This window comes from Sphingobacterium sp. UBA7631, from assembly GCF_002483935.1.
In the GTDB taxonomy this organism is placed as follows: Bacteria; Bacteroidota; Bacteroidia; order Sphingobacteriales; family Sphingobacteriaceae; genus Sphingobacterium; species Sphingobacterium multivorum.
The window spans coordinates 322,106-344,518 of sequence record NZ_DLIX01000007.1; the positions used below are offsets into that span (position 1 = coordinate 322,106).

The 22,413-nt window shown below is 40.4% G+C and carries 16 protein-coding genes and 1 riboswitch; of the genes, 8 read left to right on the forward strand and 8 right to left on the reverse strand.

Features of this window, described 5'->3' with window-relative positions; translation table 11 throughout:
- The first annotated feature begins 24 nt into the window (after positions 1 to 24).
- The 3 genes from B3P16_RS13315 to dnaK all read left to right on the forward strand — a co-directional run bounded on the left by B3P16_RS13315 (position 25) and on the right by dnaK (position 5,626).
- The gene (locus B3P16_RS13315; RefSeq protein ID WP_286843257.1) at positions 25 to 2,712 is read left to right on the forward strand and encodes a TonB-dependent receptor; all 2,688 of its coding nucleotides are present in this window, start codon (positions 25 to 27) and stop codon (positions 2,710 to 2,712) included.
- Positions 2,705 to 3,589, forward strand: coding sequence for a GLPGLI family protein (locus tag B3P16_RS13320; RefSeq protein ID WP_286769136.1), 885 nt, complete (start codon positions 2,705 to 2,707; stop codon positions 3,587 to 3,589). Before B3P16_RS13315 ends, B3P16_RS13320 begins: the two co-directional genes overlap by 8 nt.
- 132 nt (positions 3,590 to 3,721) lie before the next feature.
- Complete coding sequence (gene dnaK, locus B3P16_RS13325; protein WP_286843259.1) at positions 3,722 to 5,626, forward strand: molecular chaperone DnaK; 1,905 nt, start codon at positions 3,722 to 3,724, stop codon at positions 5,624 to 5,626.
- 109 nt (positions 5,627 to 5,735) lie between these two features.
- On the opposite strand, the gene B3P16_RS13330 is transcribed toward dnaK, so the two are convergent.
- The 3 genes from B3P16_RS13330 to B3P16_RS13340 all read right to left on the reverse strand — a co-directional run bounded on the left by B3P16_RS13330 (position 5,736) and on the right by B3P16_RS13340 (position 9,105).
- Positions 5,736 to 6,419, reverse strand: coding sequence for a TIGR02117 family protein (locus tag B3P16_RS13330; RefSeq protein ID WP_070570357.1), 684 nt, complete (start codon positions 6,417 to 6,419; stop codon positions 5,736 to 5,738).
- Positions 6,420 to 6,518: 99 nt separating this feature from the next.
- The gene (locus B3P16_RS13335) at positions 6,519 to 7,430 is read right to left on the reverse strand and encodes a sugar phosphate nucleotidyltransferase (protein WP_046673742.1); all 912 of its coding nucleotides are present in this window, start codon (positions 7,428 to 7,430) and stop codon (positions 6,519 to 6,521) included.
- Between the two features lie 133 nt (positions 7,431 to 7,563).
- Positions 7,564 to 9,105 (reverse strand): helicase HerA-like domain-containing protein, encoded by a 1,542-nt coding sequence (locus B3P16_RS13340; RefSeq protein WP_046673654.1) that lies wholly within the window; start codon positions 9,103 to 9,105, stop codon positions 7,564 to 7,566.
- Between the two features lie 167 nt (positions 9,106 to 9,272).
- Between B3P16_RS13340 and B3P16_RS13345 the strand changes: the two genes are divergently transcribed.
- The 5 genes from B3P16_RS13345 to B3P16_RS13365 all read left to right on the forward strand — a co-directional run bounded on the left by B3P16_RS13345 (position 9,273) and on the right by B3P16_RS13365 (position 15,198).
- Positions 9,273 to 9,611 (forward strand): hypothetical protein, encoded by a 339-nt coding sequence (locus B3P16_RS13345; protein WP_053003623.1) that lies wholly within the window; start codon positions 9,273 to 9,275, stop codon positions 9,609 to 9,611.
- A gap of 224 nt (positions 9,612 to 9,835) precedes the next feature.
- Entirely contained in the window at positions 9,836 to 11,377 is a 1,542-nt protein-coding gene (locus B3P16_RS13350) for a SulP family inorganic anion transporter (protein ID WP_046673653.1), read from the forward strand.
- 209 nt (positions 11,378 to 11,586) lie between these two features.
- Positions 11,587 to 12,234: a carbonic anhydrase gene (locus B3P16_RS13355; protein ID WP_046673652.1), complete on the forward strand. Its 648-nt coding sequence runs from the start codon at positions 11,587 to 11,589 to the stop codon at positions 12,232 to 12,234.
- A gap of 178 nt (positions 12,235 to 12,412) precedes the next feature.
- Positions 12,413 to 14,083 carry a glutamine--tRNA ligase/YqeY domain fusion protein gene (locus B3P16_RS13360; RefSeq protein WP_286752727.1) on the forward strand — a complete coding sequence of 557 codons (1,671 nt, stop codon included), beginning with the start codon at positions 12,413 to 12,415 and terminating at the stop codon, positions 14,081 to 14,083.
- 449 nt (positions 14,084 to 14,532) lie between these two features.
- Positions 14,533 to 15,198, forward strand: a complete 666-nt coding sequence (locus tag B3P16_RS13365) for an OmpW/AlkL family protein (RefSeq protein ID WP_070570317.1) — start codon at positions 14,533 to 14,535, stop codon at positions 15,196 to 15,198.
- Positions 15,199 to 15,342: 144 nt separating this feature from the next.
- On the opposite strand, the gene B3P16_RS13370 is transcribed toward B3P16_RS13365, so the two are convergent.
- The 5 genes from B3P16_RS13370 to B3P16_RS13390 form a co-directional block, all read right to left on the reverse strand.
- Positions 15,343 to 18,372, reverse strand: a complete 3,030-nt coding sequence (locus tag B3P16_RS13370) for a DUF2723 domain-containing protein (RefSeq protein ID WP_070570319.1) — start codon at positions 18,370 to 18,372, stop codon at positions 15,343 to 15,345.
- A gap of 243 nt (positions 18,373 to 18,615) precedes the next feature.
- On the reverse strand, positions 18,616 to 19,572 hold the full coding sequence (locus B3P16_RS13375; RefSeq protein ID WP_046673648.1) for a methylenetetrahydrofolate reductase: 957 nt from the start codon (positions 19,570 to 19,572) through the stop codon (positions 18,616 to 18,618).
- A gap of 70 nt (positions 19,573 to 19,642) precedes the next feature.
- Positions 19,643 to 19,745, reverse strand: a riboswitch (SAM riboswitch).
- A gap of 229 nt (positions 19,746 to 19,974) precedes the next feature.
- Positions 19,975 to 20,826, reverse strand: coding sequence for a hypothetical protein (locus B3P16_RS13380; RefSeq protein ID WP_286843261.1), 852 nt, complete (start codon positions 20,824 to 20,826; stop codon positions 19,975 to 19,977).
- A gap of 110 nt (positions 20,827 to 20,936) precedes the next feature.
- Positions 20,937 to 21,461, reverse strand: coding sequence for a ribosome maturation factor RimM (gene rimM / locus B3P16_RS13385; protein WP_046673647.1), 525 nt, complete (start codon positions 21,459 to 21,461; stop codon positions 20,937 to 20,939).
- Between the two features lie 119 nt (positions 21,462 to 21,580).
- Positions 21,581 to 22,102, reverse strand: coding sequence for a 30S ribosomal protein S16 (locus B3P16_RS13390; protein WP_070570321.1), 522 nt, complete (start codon positions 22,100 to 22,102; stop codon positions 21,581 to 21,583).
- Positions 22,103 to 22,413: the final 311 nt, after the last annotated feature.

Below are 22,413 nucleotides of genomic sequence, written 5' to 3' on the forward strand. Positions count from 1 at the left end.
ATATTTGAAAGATACAACCCGTACATGAAAAGATTAGTTCAATTAATACTTTTACTATTTGTCATCTTCAATAGTGCCTACGCCCAAATAAACATCAAGGGGAGGATTCTGGACAAGGCGGATGACAAACCTCTGACCAATGCTTCAATTATTTTATTGAACCGCGACTCAGTCCTTCGCTATTTTAACAGAGCCAATGAAGAGGGAAAGTTTCAGGTAAAAAATATCAAGCCCGGAAGCTACATTATTTTAGCCACATACCCCAAGTTTGAACTCTACAGTGATACGATCCAAATTGCAGATAAAGATCTCGACTTGCATGATATCAAAATAAATTCCCAAAGAAATGTCTTACAGGAGGTGATTGTTACGCGTCGTCTTCCAATTACACTGAAAGGCGACACCATCGAATATGATGCGGCGAGTTTTGCCACGGAAAAGAATGCGAAGTTGGAGGATTTACTACGTCGTCTCCCCGGTTTTACGGTTACGGGAGACGGAAGTATCACTGCCCAAGGAAAATCTGTACAGAAGGTGTTTATCGATGGGGAGGAGTTTTTTGGTTATGACCCCAAAATAGCCATTCGAAATGTACGTGCAGATGCTGTCGATAAGGTCCAGCTCTATGAAAAGAAATCCGAGGAAGCCGAGTTATCAGGTATCGATGATGGCGTAAGGATCCAAACCGTTAACGTAGTACTTAAGGAGAAAGCACGAAAGGGTATCTTTGGAAATATGGAGGCATTGGCGGGATCCAAAGGATTGTATGCTGGAAATCTGTTCGCTGCCAAATTCAATAAGACCGAGCGAATTGGGATTACGGGCAGTCACAATAACATGGGGAGTTCAAGTGGCCGTGAAGGTTCTTTACGGATGAACAACCAGATTACGGGCGAACCACTGAATACAAATCTTGGAGCAAACTATGAAAATCAGTTCTTCAAAAAGGCCTTAAAAGTAAACGCCAACTATGGTTACGACAACAACAGCAACAAGAACCACTCGGAGACTTACAATAAAAATGTGCTGCCTGATCAATCCATTCAGGAAAAAAACAGTAAAAACGATAGCGAGAGACATAGCCGAAGTAATGGTTTCAGATCAAACCTTAACATGCGACTGGATTCCACGCAAAATATGGAACTCCAATCCAATGCCAATTGGGCTACCAACGCTAATCTAACTTATACAGACAGCAAAACGGGCGATGGATCGGGCAACCCAATCAGTGACTTTAGGGAGAACAATCAATCGAACTCCTCAAGTTCCAACAATAATTTTCGCCTAAATTATAGAAAACGATTAAAAGCGGGGCGTTCTTTAAATGTGATGGTCGGCAATAATCACAAAGAGTCAGATTCAGAGAGTAAAGTCAATTCACGGACTTATTTTTACAAAACCGGGGATAGTACAATTATCAACCAAACGCGACATGGCCGGAATAAAGGCAATGACTTCAACTCTTCGATCAATTTCAACAACCGTATCAGTGACTATATCAATCTGGCTTTAGGCTACAGCTTCAATCATTCGAAGAGTACAAATACCCAAAATTCAATAAACAATATTACACAAAAGTTTGATTCACTATATTCTCAAAACCAGATCGACAATAATACCAATCAAGGTGTGAATGTGCACTTTTCCTATCGCAAAGAAAAGTTGGAGATCAATTTTTCCAACCGTACGTTCTACAAGAATCAACAGTTAAATGATAGTTATAGATCAATTGATCTTGCCCGGAATTTCTGGGATAACAATTTAAATGTTGATGCCAATTATCGCCTTTCAAATAGCAAAAATATACGTTTAGCTTATCAAAGTTCGAATATCATTCCATCGTTTGATCAGTTACAACCACTGCAACCTCAGACCAATCCGTTGTTTCAACAAGTCGGTAATCCCGATCTAAAACGCGCGGTGAACAATAACATTTCGGCCAATTATAACGCGTTCAGTTTATTGAAAGGAACGAATATCAATATCAACGGGAACTTGTCATTTGTTAATAATCCTATTGTCAACAAAACAACCATACTAGACAACTCGGCTCAAATCAGTTCTTATGAAAACCTATCGGGTAAATCCAACTGGAATGGCGGCTTGAATATCAATCATATGCAGCCATTGGCCAATCGTCGCATCAATTTTAACAAGAGTGCAAACGTCAGGTTTAACAACAGCTACAGCTATACCAAATTTGAAGGCGGACAGTCCGGCGGCGAGTTTCTACTGAATAATGCAAAGAATACCAACTTTAGTTTAGGTTCTAGCTTAAATGAGCAGGACTCAGAAGGATTCGACTTTGATCTTTCGGCGAATGCTGGTTTTAATGTACAGCAAAACTCGATCAACACCCAATACAACGCAACAAGTTTTCAAGGTGGGACTTCGGCGTACATCAAATACTTTCTACCGAAGAAGTGTAATGTCATGGCAAACATTTACTATAGCTATACAGGACCTACGAAACTTTATAAAAAATCAATCAATCAATTTTATACCAATATTGAATTAGAGAAAAAAGTACTGAAAGATGAAAGTATGACACTCAGCTTAAAGGCCTTTGACCTGTTCAATACATTTAACAACACACGTCGTAACGCGAGTGAAACCAACTATTCAGAGTCCGTTCAACAGGTATTGACACAATATTTTTTGGTCGGTGTAAAATGGGATTTCAACAAATATCTAGGGAAAGGAAATGATTAAAAAAATATATTTGACCGTTATCATCTGCTGCCTGTGTGGTTTATCGCTTCAGGCACAATATGCCTATTTTGGAAGTAGGGGTACGATCAGTTTTGACAAAGTCACGTACACAAAAGCACGCATGCGGCAGCTATCCAACGACATGAGCTCGAAAGGAATGGACAGAGGGATGGGCATGATGGAATATCTCGACAAGATGCCGGATTCACATACGGAAAAATTAAACTTCTACTTTGATGAGAATTCTACCGTGTTGATGCCTGAGGAAAGCGTAGTTAACGAAAAACAACGTGGTGAAGTCAAAATGGCCGCACCTACGATAACTTCGGGCACAGGCAGAGGGGGCAGATCTCAGGGTGCGGTCCGAATCGGAGGAAACCAAAGAGGGCAATTTAGGGGTGGCGCCAACAAGAACGGCAAAGTCCTCTACCAGGATCTGAAAACCGGCACAGCAGACATTCAGCTTGACATCGACGAAAAATACATTCTTTCGGAAACTTTGGACAGCATTACTTGGCGTTTCACGGAGGAATTCCGAAATATCGCCGGAGTAAACTGCCGCAGAGTCAATGGTGCTACCAAAGACTCACTCTATCTGATCGCTTACTATTCGGAAGAGATTCCAGTATCGGCAGGACCAGCATTAAGCCATGGTCTCCCGGGCATGATATTGGGTCTTGTCATCCCTGAAATGCATATTCAATATTGGGCTACAAATATCGCCTATACCAATAAACTTGTTCCTTCTGATTGGCGGGATAAAAAATCAAAAAAAATGAAACTTGCTGAATTTTCGGAAATCTTTGGCAGATATATGCCACGCAATCGCCAAAACGAGTCAGCTAAAAAAAGGATATTAGAGCAACTGGTGTATTGAAAATGTCAGTTTGGCAGTACCTAAGGACAAATTGATGACAAATAGTGTTTTTTTTACAAAACTTTTGGATTGGCATAAGGGTTGATAATAGACTGATAGAATTTATTTAAGTAAAAAATTAAAACACAAGATATGTCTAAAATTATAGGAATTGACTTAGGTACTACAAACTCATGTGTTGCCGTAATGGAAGGTAACGAGCCTGTAGTAATTACGAACAACGAAGGTAAACGTACAACTCCTTCGATCGTAGCTTTCGTAGAAGGTGGCGAGCGCAAAGTTGGGGACCCAGCAAAGCGTCAAGCAATTACTAACCCACATAAAACTATTTATTCCATCAAACGTTTTATGGGACTTTCATACGATGAAGCTGTAAAAGAAGCTGAACACGTACCTTATAAAATCGTTAAAGGTGACAACAATACACCGCGTGTAGAAATTGACGACCGCAAATATACACCACAAGAGATCTCTGCTATGATTCTTCAAAAAATGAAGAAAACCGCTGAGGATTTCTTAGGTCAAGAAGTAACTGAAGCTGTTATTACAGTTCCTGCATATTTCAACGACGCACAACGTCAAGCAACAAAAGAAGCTGGTGAAATCGCTGGTTTATCTGTAAAACGTATCATTAACGAACCTACAGCAGCAGCTTTAGCTTACGGTTTGGACAAAGCACACAAAGACATGAAAATTGTTGTGTTTGACTGTGGTGGTGGTACACATGACGTTTCGGTATTGGAATTAGGTGACGGTGTATTTGAAGTTAAATCTACTGACGGTGACACACACTTAGGTGGTGATGACTTTGATAACGTAATCATCAACTGGTTGAATGAAGAATTCAAAAGTGAAAACAATGGCTTTGACTTGAAAAAAGATCCAATGGCATTGCAACGTCTGAAAGAAGCTGCTGAGAAAGCGAAAATCGAATTATCAAGCGCAACTTCTACAGAAATCAACTTGCCGTATATCACTGCAGATGCAACTGGTCCAAAACACTTAGTTCGTTCATTATCACGTGCTAAATTTGAGGCTTTGGCAGCTGACTTGATCAAGAGAACAATTGCTCCTTGTGAGTCTGCATTGAAAAATGCTGGTTTTAGCAAATCTGATATTGACGAAATTATCTTAGTAGGTGGTTCTACGCGTATCCCTGCAATCGTTGATGCTGTAAAAGCATTCTTCGGAAAAGAGCCTTCTAAAGGTGTAAACCCGGATGAAGTTGTCGCTTTAGGTGCTGCTATCCAAGGTGGTGTATTGACAGGTGAAGTAAAAGACGTTTTATTATTGGATGTTACTCCACTTTCATTGGGTATTGAAACAATGGGTGGTGTGATGACTAAATTGATCGAAGCAAATACAACAATTCCAACTAAAAAATCGGAAACGTTCTCTACAGCTTCAGACAATCAGCCATCTGTAGAAATTCACATCTTACAAGGTGAACGTCCTATGGCAAACCAAAACCGTACAATCGGCCGTTTCCATTTGAACGATATTCCACCAGCACCTCGTGGCGTTCCTCAAATCGAAGTTACTTTTGATATTGATGCCAATGGTATCATCAAAGTATCTGCGAAAGATAAAGCGACTGGAAAAGAACAAAACATCCGTATCGAAGCATCTTCAGGTTTGTCTGACGACGAAATCAAACGCATGAAAGAAGAAGCTGAAGCAAATGCTGATGCTGACAAAAAAATAAAAGAAGAAGCTGACAAAGTAAATGCAGCTGACGCTTTAATCTTCTCAACTGAAAAACAATTGAAAGAATATGGCGATAAAATTTCAGCAGATAAAAAAGCGCCAATTGAAGCTGGCTTAACAAAATTAAAAGCTGCTTACGAAGCGAAAAACTTTGCTGATATCGATGCTGCTTCTGAAGAATTGCAAAATGCTTGGAATGCTGCTTCTGAAGAAATGTACGCTGCTTCTCAAGGTGGTGCACAACAACCTCAAGGTGATACAGGTCAAGCTCAAGGTGGAAACCAAGGTGGTGATGATGTAACTGACGTAGATTACGAAGAAGTGAAATAATCACTCCTCCTCATAAAAAAAGCTCCAGGATTATTCCCGGAGCTTTTTTATGTCTATTACTTTCACTATCTCGTTTAACCTTCACCGCAATACACTTATGCATTTCCAGCTACTTCTTATCCTTATAGTGACTTAAGATTCCTTTGTCCAAAGTAGCCCAAATACCTGCTGGCATCGCCGCTCTCTTTAAGGCATTATTGGTCCAGGTATTGCACGAATAAAACATGCTATAGGCTCCTTTTGCTTCGTAAAAGGCGTCTGAGTCGCCATACTGCGCATCTGTTTTCACCAAAATAGCTTCCGCTTGATTTCGATCCAACGAATCTTCTATATATTTTATCAGATCACGGTATTGGGATTTACTGATCTGATAAGCAAAACATAATTCATCTTGCTGAACCGAATTGTAGTAGGTCACATGAATGGCAGACTCCCCTAATCCAAAGGCAGCCACAAAGGCCGTCGATGCTTTAAGATCCTTCCATTCTGGTGTATCCAAATAGAATCCTTTATCCCCCCAACCGATACCGACATACCGATATCCGCTATGTTTCCCCACCGTATTCCCATAAGGAAATAGTTGCGACCAATCCATCTCTTCGTTAACGACAGGCAATACGATATCGGTATGAACACCATTGGACTGAACAAAAACCTGAATCGTCTTCTCTTCGTCTATATTTTTCCTTGGAGCCGAAATTCTTGACAAACTATATTCAGCAACAATATAGAGCACACAAAAAGACAACAATCCTAAAATAAGATAACCAAACACTTTAAGAATTTTTTTCATCAAAGATTTATTTCCGCTCAATTAATCTAGCGCACAGGTCAAAAAAAAACCTGTATTGCTTGACAATACAGGTGAAAGATAAGCTATTTCTTTTAGCTCTTAAAATAACTTTTCTGGATATACTCCATCAGCCACCAATTTTGAAATTGATTCTTGTACGATAGGTTTATCTTCTTTATAAGTTACGCCAAACCATTTCGAAGAAGTTGGGATTACCTTAAAATCAGCCAACTTATGCTTCACCATATAATCTGGTACAGAAGGAATGAAAAATTCTGCTTTTAAATTTTCCTTATTTTCCTCAACAAATGCAGGAAACATCGCCTGAGCTACTTCGAAAATCTTTGGTGTAAAACCCCAGAAATTCATCGAAACACGGGTTTTAGGATCTAGATCTGTCTCCACCCCATTTTCCTCATAAACGATTTTGCGATCGTCGCCTTCGCCTTTGTAGTATATATTTGTACGTTCAGTTACACTTTCCATATGTCCAGAAGGGGTAACCTCACATACTCCGCGTGAAACGTAGCCATAATCGGACATGGTATTTCCAACCTGGAAGCCCATCAACGACATTTGTTGATCAGAAACCTCGGTTGTTAAGAACTCGGCCATTTTCTGAAAAGAATCCGATCCGTAGAAATCGTCTGCATTGATTACACAAAATGGTTCATGCACTTTATCTTTAGCACTCATCACCGCATGGGCAGTACCCCAAGGTTTTGTTCTTTCGATAACGTGATTAACACCGAATTTTGTTAGGTCAAAATCTTGAAAAGCGTAATCTACTTCTATTTTACCTTTCAATTTTTCATCAAATACTGTTTTCATCTTTTCCAGAAATTCTTCCCGGATAATGAATACAACTTTTCCAAATCCTGCGCGAATAGCATCGTAAATTGAATAGTCAATAATTGTCTCGCCGTGTGGGCCAAAACCATCTACTTGTTTTAAAGAACCATACCGGCTAGCCATTCCTGCTGCCAAAATCAAAAGGGTTGGTTTACTCATATTTAATTGCGTTAATAGAATTTTCTTTTCGTCCGCAAACTTAGCTAAAATTGCCCTCAAAAGCAAATTTAGCTAAGTTCGGCTCCGCCTTCAAAGGTATAGTATTGAAACGAAAAGAATCCAAAAATTAGTATTATTTCTTTTTTAAGAATGCGTTTAATAAACCCGTCGCTAGTTTGCCCAAAAACTTAACTCCCTCTCTTGCTAAGGTCGTTGTTGCCGTTCGTTGGGCAGCTTCTAGAGGTGTCTGTCTTCTGGAGCTTGGCCGACTTGCTTTTTCCGCTTCTTTTTCCTGGGCCGCGCGTTGTTCTTCCTGTGCTGCAGCCTGCATTCTTTCGTCTATGATTTCAGCCGCAGAGCGATTTTCTTGTCGCTCCTGATATTTTGCCCGCAAATCAGACTGATTGATAATTTGGCTAACCGTTGCATCATCTGCAGGTCCCATAACTGCACGCGCCGGCACCAAATGTGTAGCGACAACCTCTGTAGGAATACCTTTATCATTCAATACTGTGATTAATGCCTGTCCAGTACCCAAAGAAGTCAGGACCTGATCAATTTCATAAAAATCGGATTTTGGATAGGTTTTTACAGTCTTCTTTAAATTTTCAGCATCGTTGGGCGTAAAGGCACGCAATGCATGTTGCACACGGTTACCCAGCTGGGCCAATACAGATTCAGGTACATCGGTTGGAGACTGTGTACAAAAGAAAACGCCGATCCCCTTCGAACGGATAAGGCGAATGATTTGATCCACTTGAGTCAAAAAGGCTTTAGGAGCCCCATTGAACAGCAGGTGGGCTTCATCAAAGAAGAAGACCAACTTGGGTTTGTCCAAGTCACCCACCTCAGGCATATTTTTAAATAGCTGTGCCAATAAGCTCAATAAGAATGTAGAATAAAGCACCGGCTGATCTTGCACGTCAGAAATATTCAATAGGCTAATCACACCCCTACCATCTACCTTCTGAAATAGATCGTTAATATCAAATTCTTTCTCACCAAAGATATGCGCTAGCCCCTGCTGTTCCAATGCGACGATCTTACGCAGGATGGTTCCCGAGCTTGCCGAACTAATCTTACCATAATCACCTTTGATTTCTTCGCTGCCGGGTCCTTCAGAAAGGTAAGTAAGCAGTTTCTTCGTATCTGAGAAATCAATCAACGGCATTTGGTGATCCTGTGCATATTTGAACATCGCAGCCAATACGCCGGTCTGTGTTTCATTAAGTTCGAGTATCCGGCCCAACAAGACGGGCCCAAAATCTTCTACAGTAATCCGCATCGGAATCCCCTTATTGCCGGACAGTGAATACAGTTCTACCGGAAACGACGATGGCTCAAACGGCACCCCCACGGCATTTCCCCGATCAATAAGGGCTTGGTTGGTCACCCCTGGCACTGCTAGGCCCGATAGGTCACCTTTAACATCCAGCATAAATACTGGTACAGAGGCATCCGACAATTGTTCAGCGATCAATTGTAGCGTACGTGTTTTACCGGTTCCGGTAGCCCCTGCAATAAGTCCGTGACGGTTCATCATTTTCAAGGCTAAATTCACTTTTGCCTCTGCCAGAATTTCGCCATTAAGCATTCCCGCTCCCAGATAGATAAACGCTCCTTTGGGATTATAGGAAGCTTGAACCTTCTCTATAAATTGTTCTTTATTTGCCATACAAAAGGCTTAATATTTATAAATCAATAAAAATTGAAAACTTTTCAAAAAATAATCTCTTCGTCACAATTTCGTGCCAAATTTTATTTTTAGTGCACTATTAATTTGAATTTAACATAGAATTACTATTTTTACGATGTAAACAGTAAGATTAAAGGTAATAAAAAATGTTAAATAAGCAGTTTAGATTTGTGGCAGCATTCCTTTGTGCTATCATCTTTTTCACAAAGATGGCCATCTCTATTTCGCCTATTTTTTCAAACAGCTTAGATCAAAGTACCATCTTACAGGTCGTTTTACAACTGGAAATCGAAAACAATAACGGCGCAAGTAATGATACACTTGAAACTGCCTCAAAATTTTTCAATACAAAAACAGAAGAACCTATTGTATTTGAAACCATTCTCGTTGAGAACCAAGGAAAACAGAAGAATTATCTTAAAAATGAGAAAAGCATTTTAGCTTTCCATCCTACGGTTCCAACACCGCCTCCTAACTATTCATAAAGGCATCCCTAGGGATGTATCCCGTCAACCCGCATGCTAAAGGTAAAGTATGTGCGGTAATCTTTGATTTTTCTGAAGTAATCGGCTTTGGCTCTGTTGATGTTATCGTTGATTTGGCTCGGCACTAACGCTTTGTTATGCTGTTGAACGCCAAACGGTATACATGATACAACGCCAGTTAAAGGTCGCCTGATGAAAATTTTTTACAGATAAACACAAATTTTATGTTTGGAACTCGTACGTCGGCTTTTCTGAAACTATCGAAAAGAGACTTAAAATATGACTTCCCTGCTAGTGTTGTGGTGTTTTTGGTGGCACTTCCATTATGTTTGGGAATTGCAATGGCCTCTGGTGCGCCATTGTTTGCAGGATTATTGACTGGTGTAATTGGTGGAATCGTTGTCGCTTCAATCAGTAAATCACCACTCAGTGTAAGTGGGCCAGCTGCTGGTCTTACAGTTATTGTCTTAGGTGCTATTCAGAGCCTAGGGGCATATGAAACCTTTCTACTTGCCGTCGTGATTGCCGGTGTAGTACAAGTTATTCTCGGTATATTAAAAGCAGGGATGATCGGAAACTATTTCCCTTCAGCAGTCATTGTCGGTATGCTTGCTGCGATCGGTATCACAATTATCATGAAGCAGATTCCTTTGGCATTGGGCTTAGTGGAAACACATGCCTTCGAAATGGACAATGGTCATGGTATCGGTGCCTATTTTGACACGATAGCCTCTGCGATCAACTTTGGTGCATTGATCATTTGCGCCTTGTCATTGGCGATCCTAATCTTTTGGCCATCTATTCCAAAGCTCAACAAGGTGCCAGCCCCATTGGTTGTCGTGATGCTAGGCGTAAGTTTAGCTTATCTTTTCAACGGCTCAGCATTCCAGTTGCATGACAAGCAATTTGTACTAGTCCCTATTGTCGGTTCTTTTGCTGAATTCACAGGATTATTTACCCTCCCGGACTTTACACAGATTGTCAACAAAGATGTGTGGATAGCTGCATTTACGATTGCAATTATTGCAAGTTTAGAGACTTTATTGAGCATCGAGGCCGTTGATAAAATAGATCCCTACAAAAGAAATACGCCAACCAACCGCGAACTTGTTGCACAAGGCATCGGAAATATGACCAGTGGACTTCTGGGAGGTCTGCCGTTGACCTCCGTAATTGTACGCTCATCAGCAAACGTCAATGCAGGCGGAAAAACAAGGCAATCTGCCATCATGCATGGTATATGGCTATTGGTCGCTATGCTCGCTATCCCAACAATGCTGAACATGATTCCTTTGGCCTGTCTGGCGGCCATCCTTCTCCATACAGGATATAAATTGGCTAAACCAAGTCTATTCACCTCAATGTACAAAAAAGGCTTAGATCAATTTATCCCATTTTTTGTCACCATTGTAGCGATTGTGTTTACCGATCTCCTTATGGGGGTAGGGATAGGTATTGTCGTGGCGACATTCTATATCTTAAGAGCCAATATGAAAAATGCTTTTAAATATAATATTGAAAAAGACAATGAAGAAGATAAGGCTGTCATTACATTAGCGGAGGAAGTATCATTTTTGAACAAGGTTCCTATCCAACAAAAATTGTACAGCTTACCAAAATCGATCAGTAAGATCCGAATCGATGGGACATTCAGTAAATTTATAGACAAGGATGTCATCGAAGTCATCAAAGATTTTGAACAGAATGCCAGAAGTAAAGGCAAAGACATCGAACTTTTGCAGGTGGTGTATAAGAAACCTTCATAGGATAAGGACCTTTGACGTATCTCGTAAGCCACTCCCTTCCATTGGTCGGCTAGCAAGCTGGATTGAAATGGGGGAGAGACGGTTATTGAATAGCAAGAACAGCTATTCAATAAAAATAAGTTGTTTGAAGTAAACAATGAATTTAGACATTTGTATTATCATAATAAAATTGAAACGATGCCTTCGGGCAAGAGTGAAATAAGAAGAATATGGAAAATAAAGATTTAAAAATAGGATTTGACAATATCATTAAGGGAAATAAAGAGTGGATGGAGTTTGTAAAGAATGATGCTACAGGGCGGTTCCAACAGCTTTCTAAAGGTCAAAATCCAGAAATTCTTTGGATCGGTTGTGCCGATAGCCGAGTACCTGCAAATGAATTGACAGGTACAAAGCCTGGAGAGGTATTCGTTCATCGTAATATTGCCAACATGGTCATTCACTCCGATATGAGTATGCTTTCCGTCTTAGACTATGCGGTCAATGTTTTGAAAGTAAAACATGTCATTATCGCAGGTCACTATGGCTGTGGTGGTGTAGCAGCCTCTTTAAGCCGCAAGCAGTACGGTATTATTGACAACTGGTTGGGTCATATCAAAGATGTATATCGCTTACACAGTGCAGAGATTGATGCGATCCAAGAGCATGATAAAAAAGTAGATCGTTTAATCGAGCTCAATGTACAAGAGCAAGTTTTCAATCTGTGCGCGACGTCAATCATTCAAAATGCATGGAAAGAGCGTGATGATCTTGCCGTGCATGGCATGATTATCAATATCGGCACTGGAGAATTGATCGATCAACACTGTACGTTTACCAATAATGACGAGCTAGGTGAAGTCTTCGCTTATAAATAGCGTAGTAATAAAAATCGGTAAAAAGGGACGAAATTTCGTCCCTTTTTTATTGTGGGTCCAAACCTTATTACGTCTTCCCATTCTTACCGATACAGCCAGCACATTCAATCACTCATACTAAGGCGAATATCTACGATCTCCTAGCTAATATCTCGCTACGAATAATTAACTTTGTATTATGAGTGAAGAAAAATCATTAAATTTTATCGAGGAAATTGTCGAAGAGGATCTTCGAACAGGAAAGCATGGCGGACGTGTATTGACACGTTTTCCTCCTGAGCCAAATGGTTACCTCCACATTGGTCACGCCAAATCCATCTGCTTGAATTTTGGATTAGCACAGCAGTATAATGGCAAGACTAATCTACGTTTTGATGACACTAACCCTGTCACTGAGGATACCGAGTATGTTGAAAGCATCAAGAAAGATATTCAATGGCTTGGATTCCAGTGGGCAGAGGAATTATATACTTCAGATTATTTTGAGACACTATATCGTTATGCCGTTGAGCTAATAAAAAAAGGTCTAGCTTATGTGGACGACAGCACTGCTGAAGAAATTGCAGCAGCAAAAGGTACCCCAACAGAACCCGGTGTTCCGACACCATATCGCGACAGGTCTATTGATGAAAATTTGACCTTATTCGCAGATATGCGCGCCGGTAAATACCAAGATGGCGAAAAAGTACTTCGGGCAAAGATTGATTTGGCTAGCCCAAATATGCACTTGCGCGACCCTTTATTATACCGCATCAAGCACGCTCATCACCACAGAACGGGGAATCAATGGTGTATCTATCCGATGTATGATTTTGCACATGGCCAATCAGACTCCATTGAGAAAATTACACACTCCATCTGTACATTGGAATTTATTCCACATCGCCCACTTTATGATTGGTGTATAGATAAATTGGAAATTTTCCCTTCCAAGCAATACGAATTTGCACGCTTGAATATGACCTATACTGTCATGAGTAAACGTAAATTACTGCAACTGGTCAATGATAAGTTTGTTGAAAGCTGGGACGACCCGCGCATGCCTACGATCTCAGGATTGCGCAGAAGGGGGTATACACCGGCGAGTATCCGCAACTTCTGTGAAAAAATCGGTGTTCAAAAACGTGAAAACATGATCGATGTCAGTCTTTTGGAATTCTGTATCCGTGAGGATCTCAACAAAACGGCATGGCGCAGAATGGCTGTCCTTGATCCAATCAAATTGGTGATCACAAACTATCCTGATGGTCAGGTAGAGGATCTTATTGGTGAGAATAACCCTGAAGTCGAAGGCGGTGAAGGTTCACGCTCCATTCCATTTTCAAAAGAGCTCTGGATAGAGCGCGATGATTTTATGGAAGATGCACCAAAAAAATTCTTCCGTTTGGGCCCTGGACTTTCTGTACGTTTGAAACATGCTTACATCGTTACCTGTCATGATTTTGTGAAAGATGAAAACGGAAACGTGACGGAAGTTCATTGTACCTATGTTCCAAACTCAAAATCAGGAGAAGATACTTCAGGATTAAAAGTTAAAGGAACAATCCATTGGATCTCGGTTCCACATGCGAAAGAAGCCGAAGTAAGGTTGTACGACAGATTGTTCAATGATGAAAATCCTGCCGCTGCAGAAGATTTTAAAGCATCGATCAACCCTGAAAGTTTACATATTATCCAACGTGCTTACATTGAACCGGATCTGGCTAACGCTACGCCTGGAAAGGGATATCAATTTATACGATTGGGTTATTTTACATTAGACACACAGTCAACGCCAGACCATCTAGTCTTTAACCGTACGGTTACATTAAAAGACTCTTGGGGTAAGGAAGTGAAGAAAAACGCGTAAAACCGTAACTCCTAAAATAGAACAGGTCGNNCGACCTGTTCTATTTTAGGAGCGTTCCTATTCCATTCAATATGCATTGACATACCGGATTTGTATCCCCATTAGCCCCGCTAAACGAAACTCCAGTCCTCCCTCTTGCCCTCAACGCTCATAGGAGGTATTTCGTACACAATCCGCAGTTGCGCGAATGACATACTTTCATAACGTTTGCTCGTGCTCAGGCGAGACAAATGCGTGTAATAGGCCTATTATCCCAATGTGGCTTGAAAAACTATTACAGCGGATTTACACCTACCCATACTTTCCCATTTTTTACAACAGTAATTTATAAAGGTACATCATCTGCAATAGGAAAAACATCGTATCATTCATTTTTCAACCTGATTATCGTCACTCTTTTGCCCTGATTTTAGCAATAGTTTTACAGCAAACAAAATACCCTTAATGATATGAAAAAGCTACTTTTAATTGCACTAACACTTACCCTAGGCGCACTAAGTTTACAGGCACAAACAATCCCTAATCAACGCTGGCAAATGAGACTCAGAGGTGTGACAGTCATGCCAAACGAATCGGCCAAGATTAATACCATAGGCGGAGACGTCGACATCAATACGAAATTTATCCCTGAACTTGACTTCACCTATTTCTTCACAAAAAACATTGCGGCGGAATTGATCCTTGGGACTACAAAACATAAAGTTAATACAACAGGTTCAAATTTAACTGCCATTGGTGGCAGTCCATCCAGCAATGTGGATCTGGGGAGTGTATGGCTCCTCCCTCCCACACTGACAGCGCAATATCACTTCCTCCCCGACGGTGCCATTAAACCCTATGTAGGAGCGGGAATAAATTACACCATATTCTATAGCGTCAATGCGGGGCAAACGGTTAAAAATGTAAAATATGATAATGCTTTCGGCTTTGCAACTCAACTGGGAATTGATTTTAAGCTATCTGAAAAATATTTCGTGAATTTAGATGCTAAGTATATTCTTTTAAAGACCGATGTCAATGTGGATGCGTCAAACCTCGCCCCCAACCTATCCATACCGGCAAAAGTTGACATCAACCCATTCCTGCTCGGCTTTGGAGTCGGCATGAAATTTTAATAACTCGGCTCATTCCCTATCCTATATGTATCGAGGCCTCTTCCAATATTTTAGAAGAGGCCTCATCTGGTTTCTTATCTCAAATACGTTAATCCAATGCCCCATTAGGCGTGCCTGGTAATTTGGTTCAGTTCATCATCAAAATTATTCTACGCCGTACCAATTTTGATATTGCTGTCTCAACTGCTCAACACGTGCCAATCGTTTGGTATCCTTTGCTTCCAATAAAATAGCCTTATACCGGTCTACAGAGTCCAAGCCGGTCTGAATATCATTCCACTCAAAGCTCAGGTTTTTCTTATCCATTACCAATTGATGTAGGTATTCCATATTTTCAGCGACATAATCAAGGTTCCGGTCCATCATCCTGTTGGCCAGCTGAGGTTGCCCCGAGCGATACAGACTATCGATAATATCGGCATAATTGATGGCGTCCGACATCGCATATACGCGATCGGGCAATTGATCGTATGCTTTTTTTGCCACCTCCCCAGCTTGTTTGACCTGGCCATTGGCTAAAAGCATTCGGGCAGCTTTTCCAAATATATCACGGGCGTACATGCTTGCAAAGCGGAACGAATCTGTATCCAAGTATTGTGCATTTTTAACATTACCCCAATGATACGTATGCATAATATTGCTATATAACGCCTCCATATTAACTAGCCCACCCTGCTCACTTCGTTTTCCTGTCGACTGATCTGTAGCAGTGACAGGCATCAATCGAGAAGTAAAGCCCTCATTGACCAGGTATTTATCCAGTCCCAACTTAATATCACTTGGCAGCATATTCGAAAAATATATCGGTCTGTCCCAATGATTATTTTCAAGCACGGATAACAGGGTTAAATCCGACCTGGTCAGATGATCATTCGGAATTTCCCATTCCATTGCAGAAACTATAGCTCCCTGAAAATACGCCGGAACCGCATTTTTCTTAACCACCTCGTCTTTATCAATGCGCAATTGGACTTTCTTGGAAGGGAAATAGTTTTCCATATCACCGGAATTCAGCTGAACTTTATACTCCGGATCATCCGATGTGACAAACTGCAATAACTGCTGTATATCTACCGCATTGTCAAGTTGTCTATCTACGAAAGGGATATAATCACGAACGCCTTTTTTCGTCTTTTCAGCGGGAATCGTCACGGGGAGCCCTGCCGCTTGATACGTGGGTTGTTTGGCCTGTTGCATATACCAATCGCCTGTGAGATAGCTTAACACGACAACCCGAACATCCGGACGTACGCCCTCTACTTCTTGCAAATACCATACAGGAAATGTATCATGATCGCCATAGGTAAATAGAATAGCATTTGGAGCACAGGATTCCAAATAATTGCGTGCCATATCCCTTGCCAACGATTTCTCGGACCGATTATGATCATCCCAGTTTTGATGAGCCAAAATAATAGGGCCTCCCAACAGCGCAAAAGAAATACCTGTCGCTAAAGCGTAACGTGTTTGTACAAAACGGTTGAAAAACCGAACAAATGCTATTACTCCCAGCCCAATCCAGATCGCAAAAGCATAGAAAGACCCCACGTAAGCATAATCTCGTTCCCGGGGTTGCATAGGAGTTTGGTTGAGATAAACTACGATCGCTACCCCCGTAAACACAAACAGCAAGGTCAGTACCAAGGTATAAGGTTTATTGTTTCGGTACAACCAGATCGCACCAGCTATTCCGAGTAGCAATGGAAGAAAAAAATAAGTGTTCCGGCTCGGGTCATGCTCCTGCGATCGAGATATTTTATCTTGCCCCCCTAAACGCCAATTATCCAATGGTCTGATCCCCGACAACCAGTTGCCGTCACTATAGGTCCCATACCCTTGCCTGTCATTCTGTCTACCCACAAAATTCCATAAGAAATATCGGGTATACATATCTCCCAGTTGAAAATTAAAAAAGAACTTAAAATTATCGGAAAACGTTGGCTGTTGCCCTTCTTTCAAATTGAGGTAACTTCTGTAATAAGCTTGATGGCTTCCATCTTGGCTATAGATACGCGGGAAAAAGGTTTCCTTATCAAATTGATATTTGTCTACCTGTGTGAAGGGAACATACTCCGACTTATCTTTCCGATAGCTCGTCTTACTATCGACGCCAACCACTTGCGAGTCATAATAAGGTCCTTTGAGTAACGGTTCCCGTATATATTGTTCACGGCTCAAATATCCTAAAAAAGAAAATACATTATCCGGCGCATTATTGTTCAAGGATGGATTTGCTTTCCCACGGATCATGACCATGGTGTAGGAACTGTATCCAAATAAAACAAAACAAAGAACCAGCAAGGCTGTATTGAGTGTATATTTCTGCTTTTTATAGGAATAATATAGACCGTAAATTATCAATCCCCCCAATAATAGGCACGAGAAAAAAATTCCGGTACCAAATCCCATTCCCAATGAGTTCACAAATACGAGATCCACTTTAGCCGCTAGACCGACTAACCATTGAATAATTCCCCACAAAACGGCCCCCAAGATCAGCACTCCGACGAGGAAAGCTTTTATTGTCCCTTTCGCATTAACCTGTCGCGCTCTTCGGAAATAAACAACCATCGCGATAGCCGGGATTGCTAAAAGATTTAATAGATGCACTCCGATCGAAAGCCCCATAACAAAAGCAATAAAAACCAGCCAACGATCGCTACCGTCTTCATCTGCACGGACTTCCCACTTTAAAATTGCCCAAAATACAACTGCTGTACATAAGGAAGACATTGCATAAACTTCAGATTCTACTGCCGAATACCAAAATGAATCGCTGAAACTAAATGCCATTGCACCGACAACTCCTGCGCCGAAGATCTGCAGGTAGGTTGACAAAGAAGCTTGTTTGTCTTTGTTGAGTAGCTTTTTAGCAATGGCGGTTATTGTCCAAAATAAAAAGGTAACAGTAATTCCACTGCAAACTGCAGAACCTATATTCATCCAATAGGCGATCTGCCCCTTATTCCCTAAAGCGAGATTAGAAAATATATTCTGAATAAGAAGAAACAATGGTGCTCCCGGTTGATGTGCCACCTCCAATTTATAGGCACAGGCTATAAATTCACCGCAATCCCACCAGCTTACCGTCTTTTCAACTGTAGCGATATATACACAGGTGGCAATTAGTCCGCAAGCAAAACCGAGTAGAGAATTTAATCTATTGTACGTCATAAGGTCAATTGGTCTATTGTTAAAATCCTTTTTAGCACTTTAAGTTAAAAAGTTATCCTGACTCCGACACACGAATTAACACTATTTAACACCAGTACCTGACTGTAAACAGGCTATTCAACACTGAATATAGAGATCGACCTAAACCACGCTGCCGAGACTTTCAACCTATTTCAGGCTTTCACAATGAATATTATCATAAAAAAGGGAGCTTATCTGCTCCCTTTTTTATCATTTTATGAGTTAGGCTAGTTTTTCAACAATCTTCTTTGTTGGACCAGGATTACTCATCGTATAAAAATGTAATACCGGAGCGCCAAATTTAATCAGCTCCTGACACTGTTGTACCAACCACTCTTCACCTACCTGTCTGACGTCGGCATTCGTTTTACATGCCGCGACAGCGTCACTCAGTTCCTCTGGAATATCTAAATGAAAAATTCTTGGCAAGGTCACCAATTGCTTTTTTGTTGTCAGTGGTTTTAATCCCGGAATAATGGGCACATGGATTCCATTGTCCCTACATTTTGTTACAAATTCCTTGTATTTTTCAACATTAAAGAACATCTGAGTCACAATAAACTCTGCTCCCATATCGACTTTTTGTTTCAGATATTTAAAGTCAGTATTGAAATTTGGAGATTCAAAATGCTTTTCGGGATACCCGGCTACTCCGATGCAAAAATCAGTCTTTTCCGACGTGATAATGTCTTCATGCAGATACTTTCCTTTATTCATATCGGTTACCTGTTCCAATAGGTCTGTTGCAAAAGCATGTCCACCATCGGTTGGTATAAAATCGGCATCGCCCTTACGTGCATCACCCCGCAACACCAAAACGTTATCTATCCCCAGGAAGTTCAAATCGATCAATGCATTTTCAGTTTCCTCTTTTGTAAACCCCCCACATATCAAATGTGGCACCGCATCCACTTTATATTTATTCATGATGGCCGCACATATCGCCACTGTCCCAGGACGTTTACGATAGGAAACACGTTCCAGTAATCCACTCGCATGCTCTTTATAGATATAATCTTCCCGATGGTAGGTGACGTCGATAAAAGGAGGTTTAAACTCCATCAGTTCATCCATGGTTTTAAAAATACTTTGGATGCCCTGCCCTTTCGCCGGTGGCAATAGCTCAAAAGAAAACAATGTTTTTCCTTTGGCATTCTGGATATGATCGATAATCTTCATTAAAAAACTGTTTTTAGTTTGGTTGGCTTACATCGAAACGCACACGTCGAGGAATCGTTTATCTACATGTAACTTATCTTTCCCACATGGAGTAGGGTAGAATTTAGCACCTTGAACAATACAGGTTGCTAAGGCTTCAACGGGTCTATTCCCTCGGCCTTTCTCTATAAGCGTTGCTAATATCGTTTTAAAAAATCAAAAGACAAAAATATTTTTTCGAAAAGGCAAAAATAGCAGCAAAAAGACTTCAATAAACGATGTTTCAACGTCACTTTAGCTTTGTGTCCATGCAACGACAGGATTCTTCACCCTACCAATAGTTAAAGACCTAGAAAAACCAGTAGAATTAACGATCGAGGATCATAGACAGCGAAGAGATTGACTATGCCACAAGAACATTGGCTAAAGATTAGCTGCCAAAGAATTTCGTAAATTTTTGAGATAAAATGTGACCAATAAGAGTCCTGTAACATGGTACTCCTCTTTCGATCCATATTTAAATCCGTCAAATAAATAGTGATAGGCGACTAATGCCTCTTTTTCGTTGTAAAATAATTCCTTCCAAGAATCAGGAACATCTGCCCATGCCTTGAGCACAATGCCATTCTCGGCATAAATAATTGGTGATTCGACACCATCCATTCGATAATCGTGATGGGTGCCAGAGCTTGATATGTGTTGGAAATAAGCGATAGAATAATCTACAAAATTCAAGGCCCTCGCTTTTATCTCCTTTTCACTTTCCGATTTTACCGGAGCATTTCGCCATAAATTCACTTGGCTATCAAATTTACTGGGCGTTTCCCGGATAAGGGTTTTATCTAACGCAAAGTTGATATAAAGTCTTTCACTAGTGGGTATACGTGCTGAGCTAAACTGTGAAAAATCACCTCTCAGCTGAACAAAATCTTTTTTTATTTTAACAATATCCAAAGCGACACTACCTTTTTTCTCATCCGTCAATTCTAATCTATCACCGTCAAATTTGTACTTACCAAAGAGTAAGATATCATCAATCGCCATGACAAACTGGTCCTTATCATGAAGCGAAAGAAAGGATCGGTATAGAATAGGATCATTACCATAGGTATCTGCCTCCACATTTTGGGGAGATTCTCTTTTTAATTTATGATACTCATCATTTGAATAGCCCAATATCATTTGGTAGTTGCCTTCAGGAAACTCCTTTTTCTTCCCAAAGAAAGTACACGAAGACAATGAGAGTGTGAATAACAGCAGTAATAACGGTTTCAAAATCAATTAATAATTATGGCCAATAGTAATATTAATATATAAGGACCAAGATAAGAAATTACTGCAATAGTAAGTATAGGATATTCAATTGAATAAGCTTGGGGATATGCCTATTCCTTATACAGATCGACCAATCCCTCAGGCAATTCAACTTCAATGATCTCCTCTTCGCCATCAATTCCTAAGATCAAATCGTCGGACAGCGGAAACATCAGTTCTTTGCCATCCATATCTACTGTGGCGACAAATTGTTGTGGGAATTCCTGAACATCTGTTATTTGCCCCAGTTCGCCATGGTTTTCATCGATCACTAAAAATCCGATTAAATCAGTATATCTAAAATCATCCGGGTCGCGCTCGGGCATTTTATCATTGGAAAGATATAGCTTTTTACGAACGAGTACCTGAGCCTTATCGATATGATCCACATCCTCAAATGTTACATAAGCAGTGCTATTTTTTTGAAATTTAATGGCATCAACAAAATAAGGAACAAGCTTTTTGTTCACTTCCACAAAGACAACATCGATATCCAAACTCTCGTATTCTTCGAATTCAAAAAACAGTTGTACTTCTCCTTTAAGACCTCTTGTTTTACTGATGTAACCGATGTAAAAGCATTGATCAATAGTCATATTTTTCTTATTTGGCGATTAGCTGTGAGACATGATTTGGCAAACGATTAGCCTATTGGCTGTTTCAAAAAAAGCCGGCTCAAGATTGAGTCGGCTTTCTCGAATACTTTATGAAAGAGTTAACCTTCAGTTTCTTCTGATGCAGGAGCTTCAGTCTCTTCAGCAGCAGTTTCTTCTGCTACAGGAGCATTTTTAGCAGCTACAGCAGCAGCTTTTTCTTCTTTTTTCTTAGCTTCAGCCACTAAAGCAGCTTTTTTAGCTTCAGCTTTAGTTTGTGCTAAACCATCTTTTTTACCAGAGATTCTAGCTTCTTGAGCGTCAGTCCAAGCTGTAAATTTAGCTTCAGCAGCAGCTTCATCAAAAGCACCTTTTTTCACACCACCTTGCAAGTGTTTTTTGTAAAGAACACCTTTGTAAGAAAGGATAGCGCGAGCAGTGTCAGTTGGTTGAGCACCTTTATTCATCCAATCCAAAGCTTTTTCAAAATCCAAAACGATAGTTGCTGGATTTGTGTTTGGGTTGTAAGAACCAATACGTTCGATGAATTTACCGTCACGTGGAGCGCGAGAATCCGCTACGACTACGTGGTAAAAAGGACGTCCTTTTTTACCGTGTCTTTGCAATCTGATTTTAGTTGCCATTTTTTAATTTTATTTTATGTATTCAACATATCCCCCGAGCTTCATACTAGAGGGGATGCAAAGATAGTTATTTTTTTTTAATCAGCGTTATAATTTAATAAAACTTCACTGAAAACGACAGGGTTAGCTTCTTTCAGTAACCACTTTCAGGTTAAACACGTCCTACGCACGTTAAGATTTTGCTCTTACCATACTGTAGGTGAAACAAGTCTTTCAAAAAATCAGTGTACAAAATAGCCCTTTTCTTCAAAACTTTCATGACTTCGCAGATACCAACAGCAATGATAGCAAACTGAAGGTTCTTTCTGGCT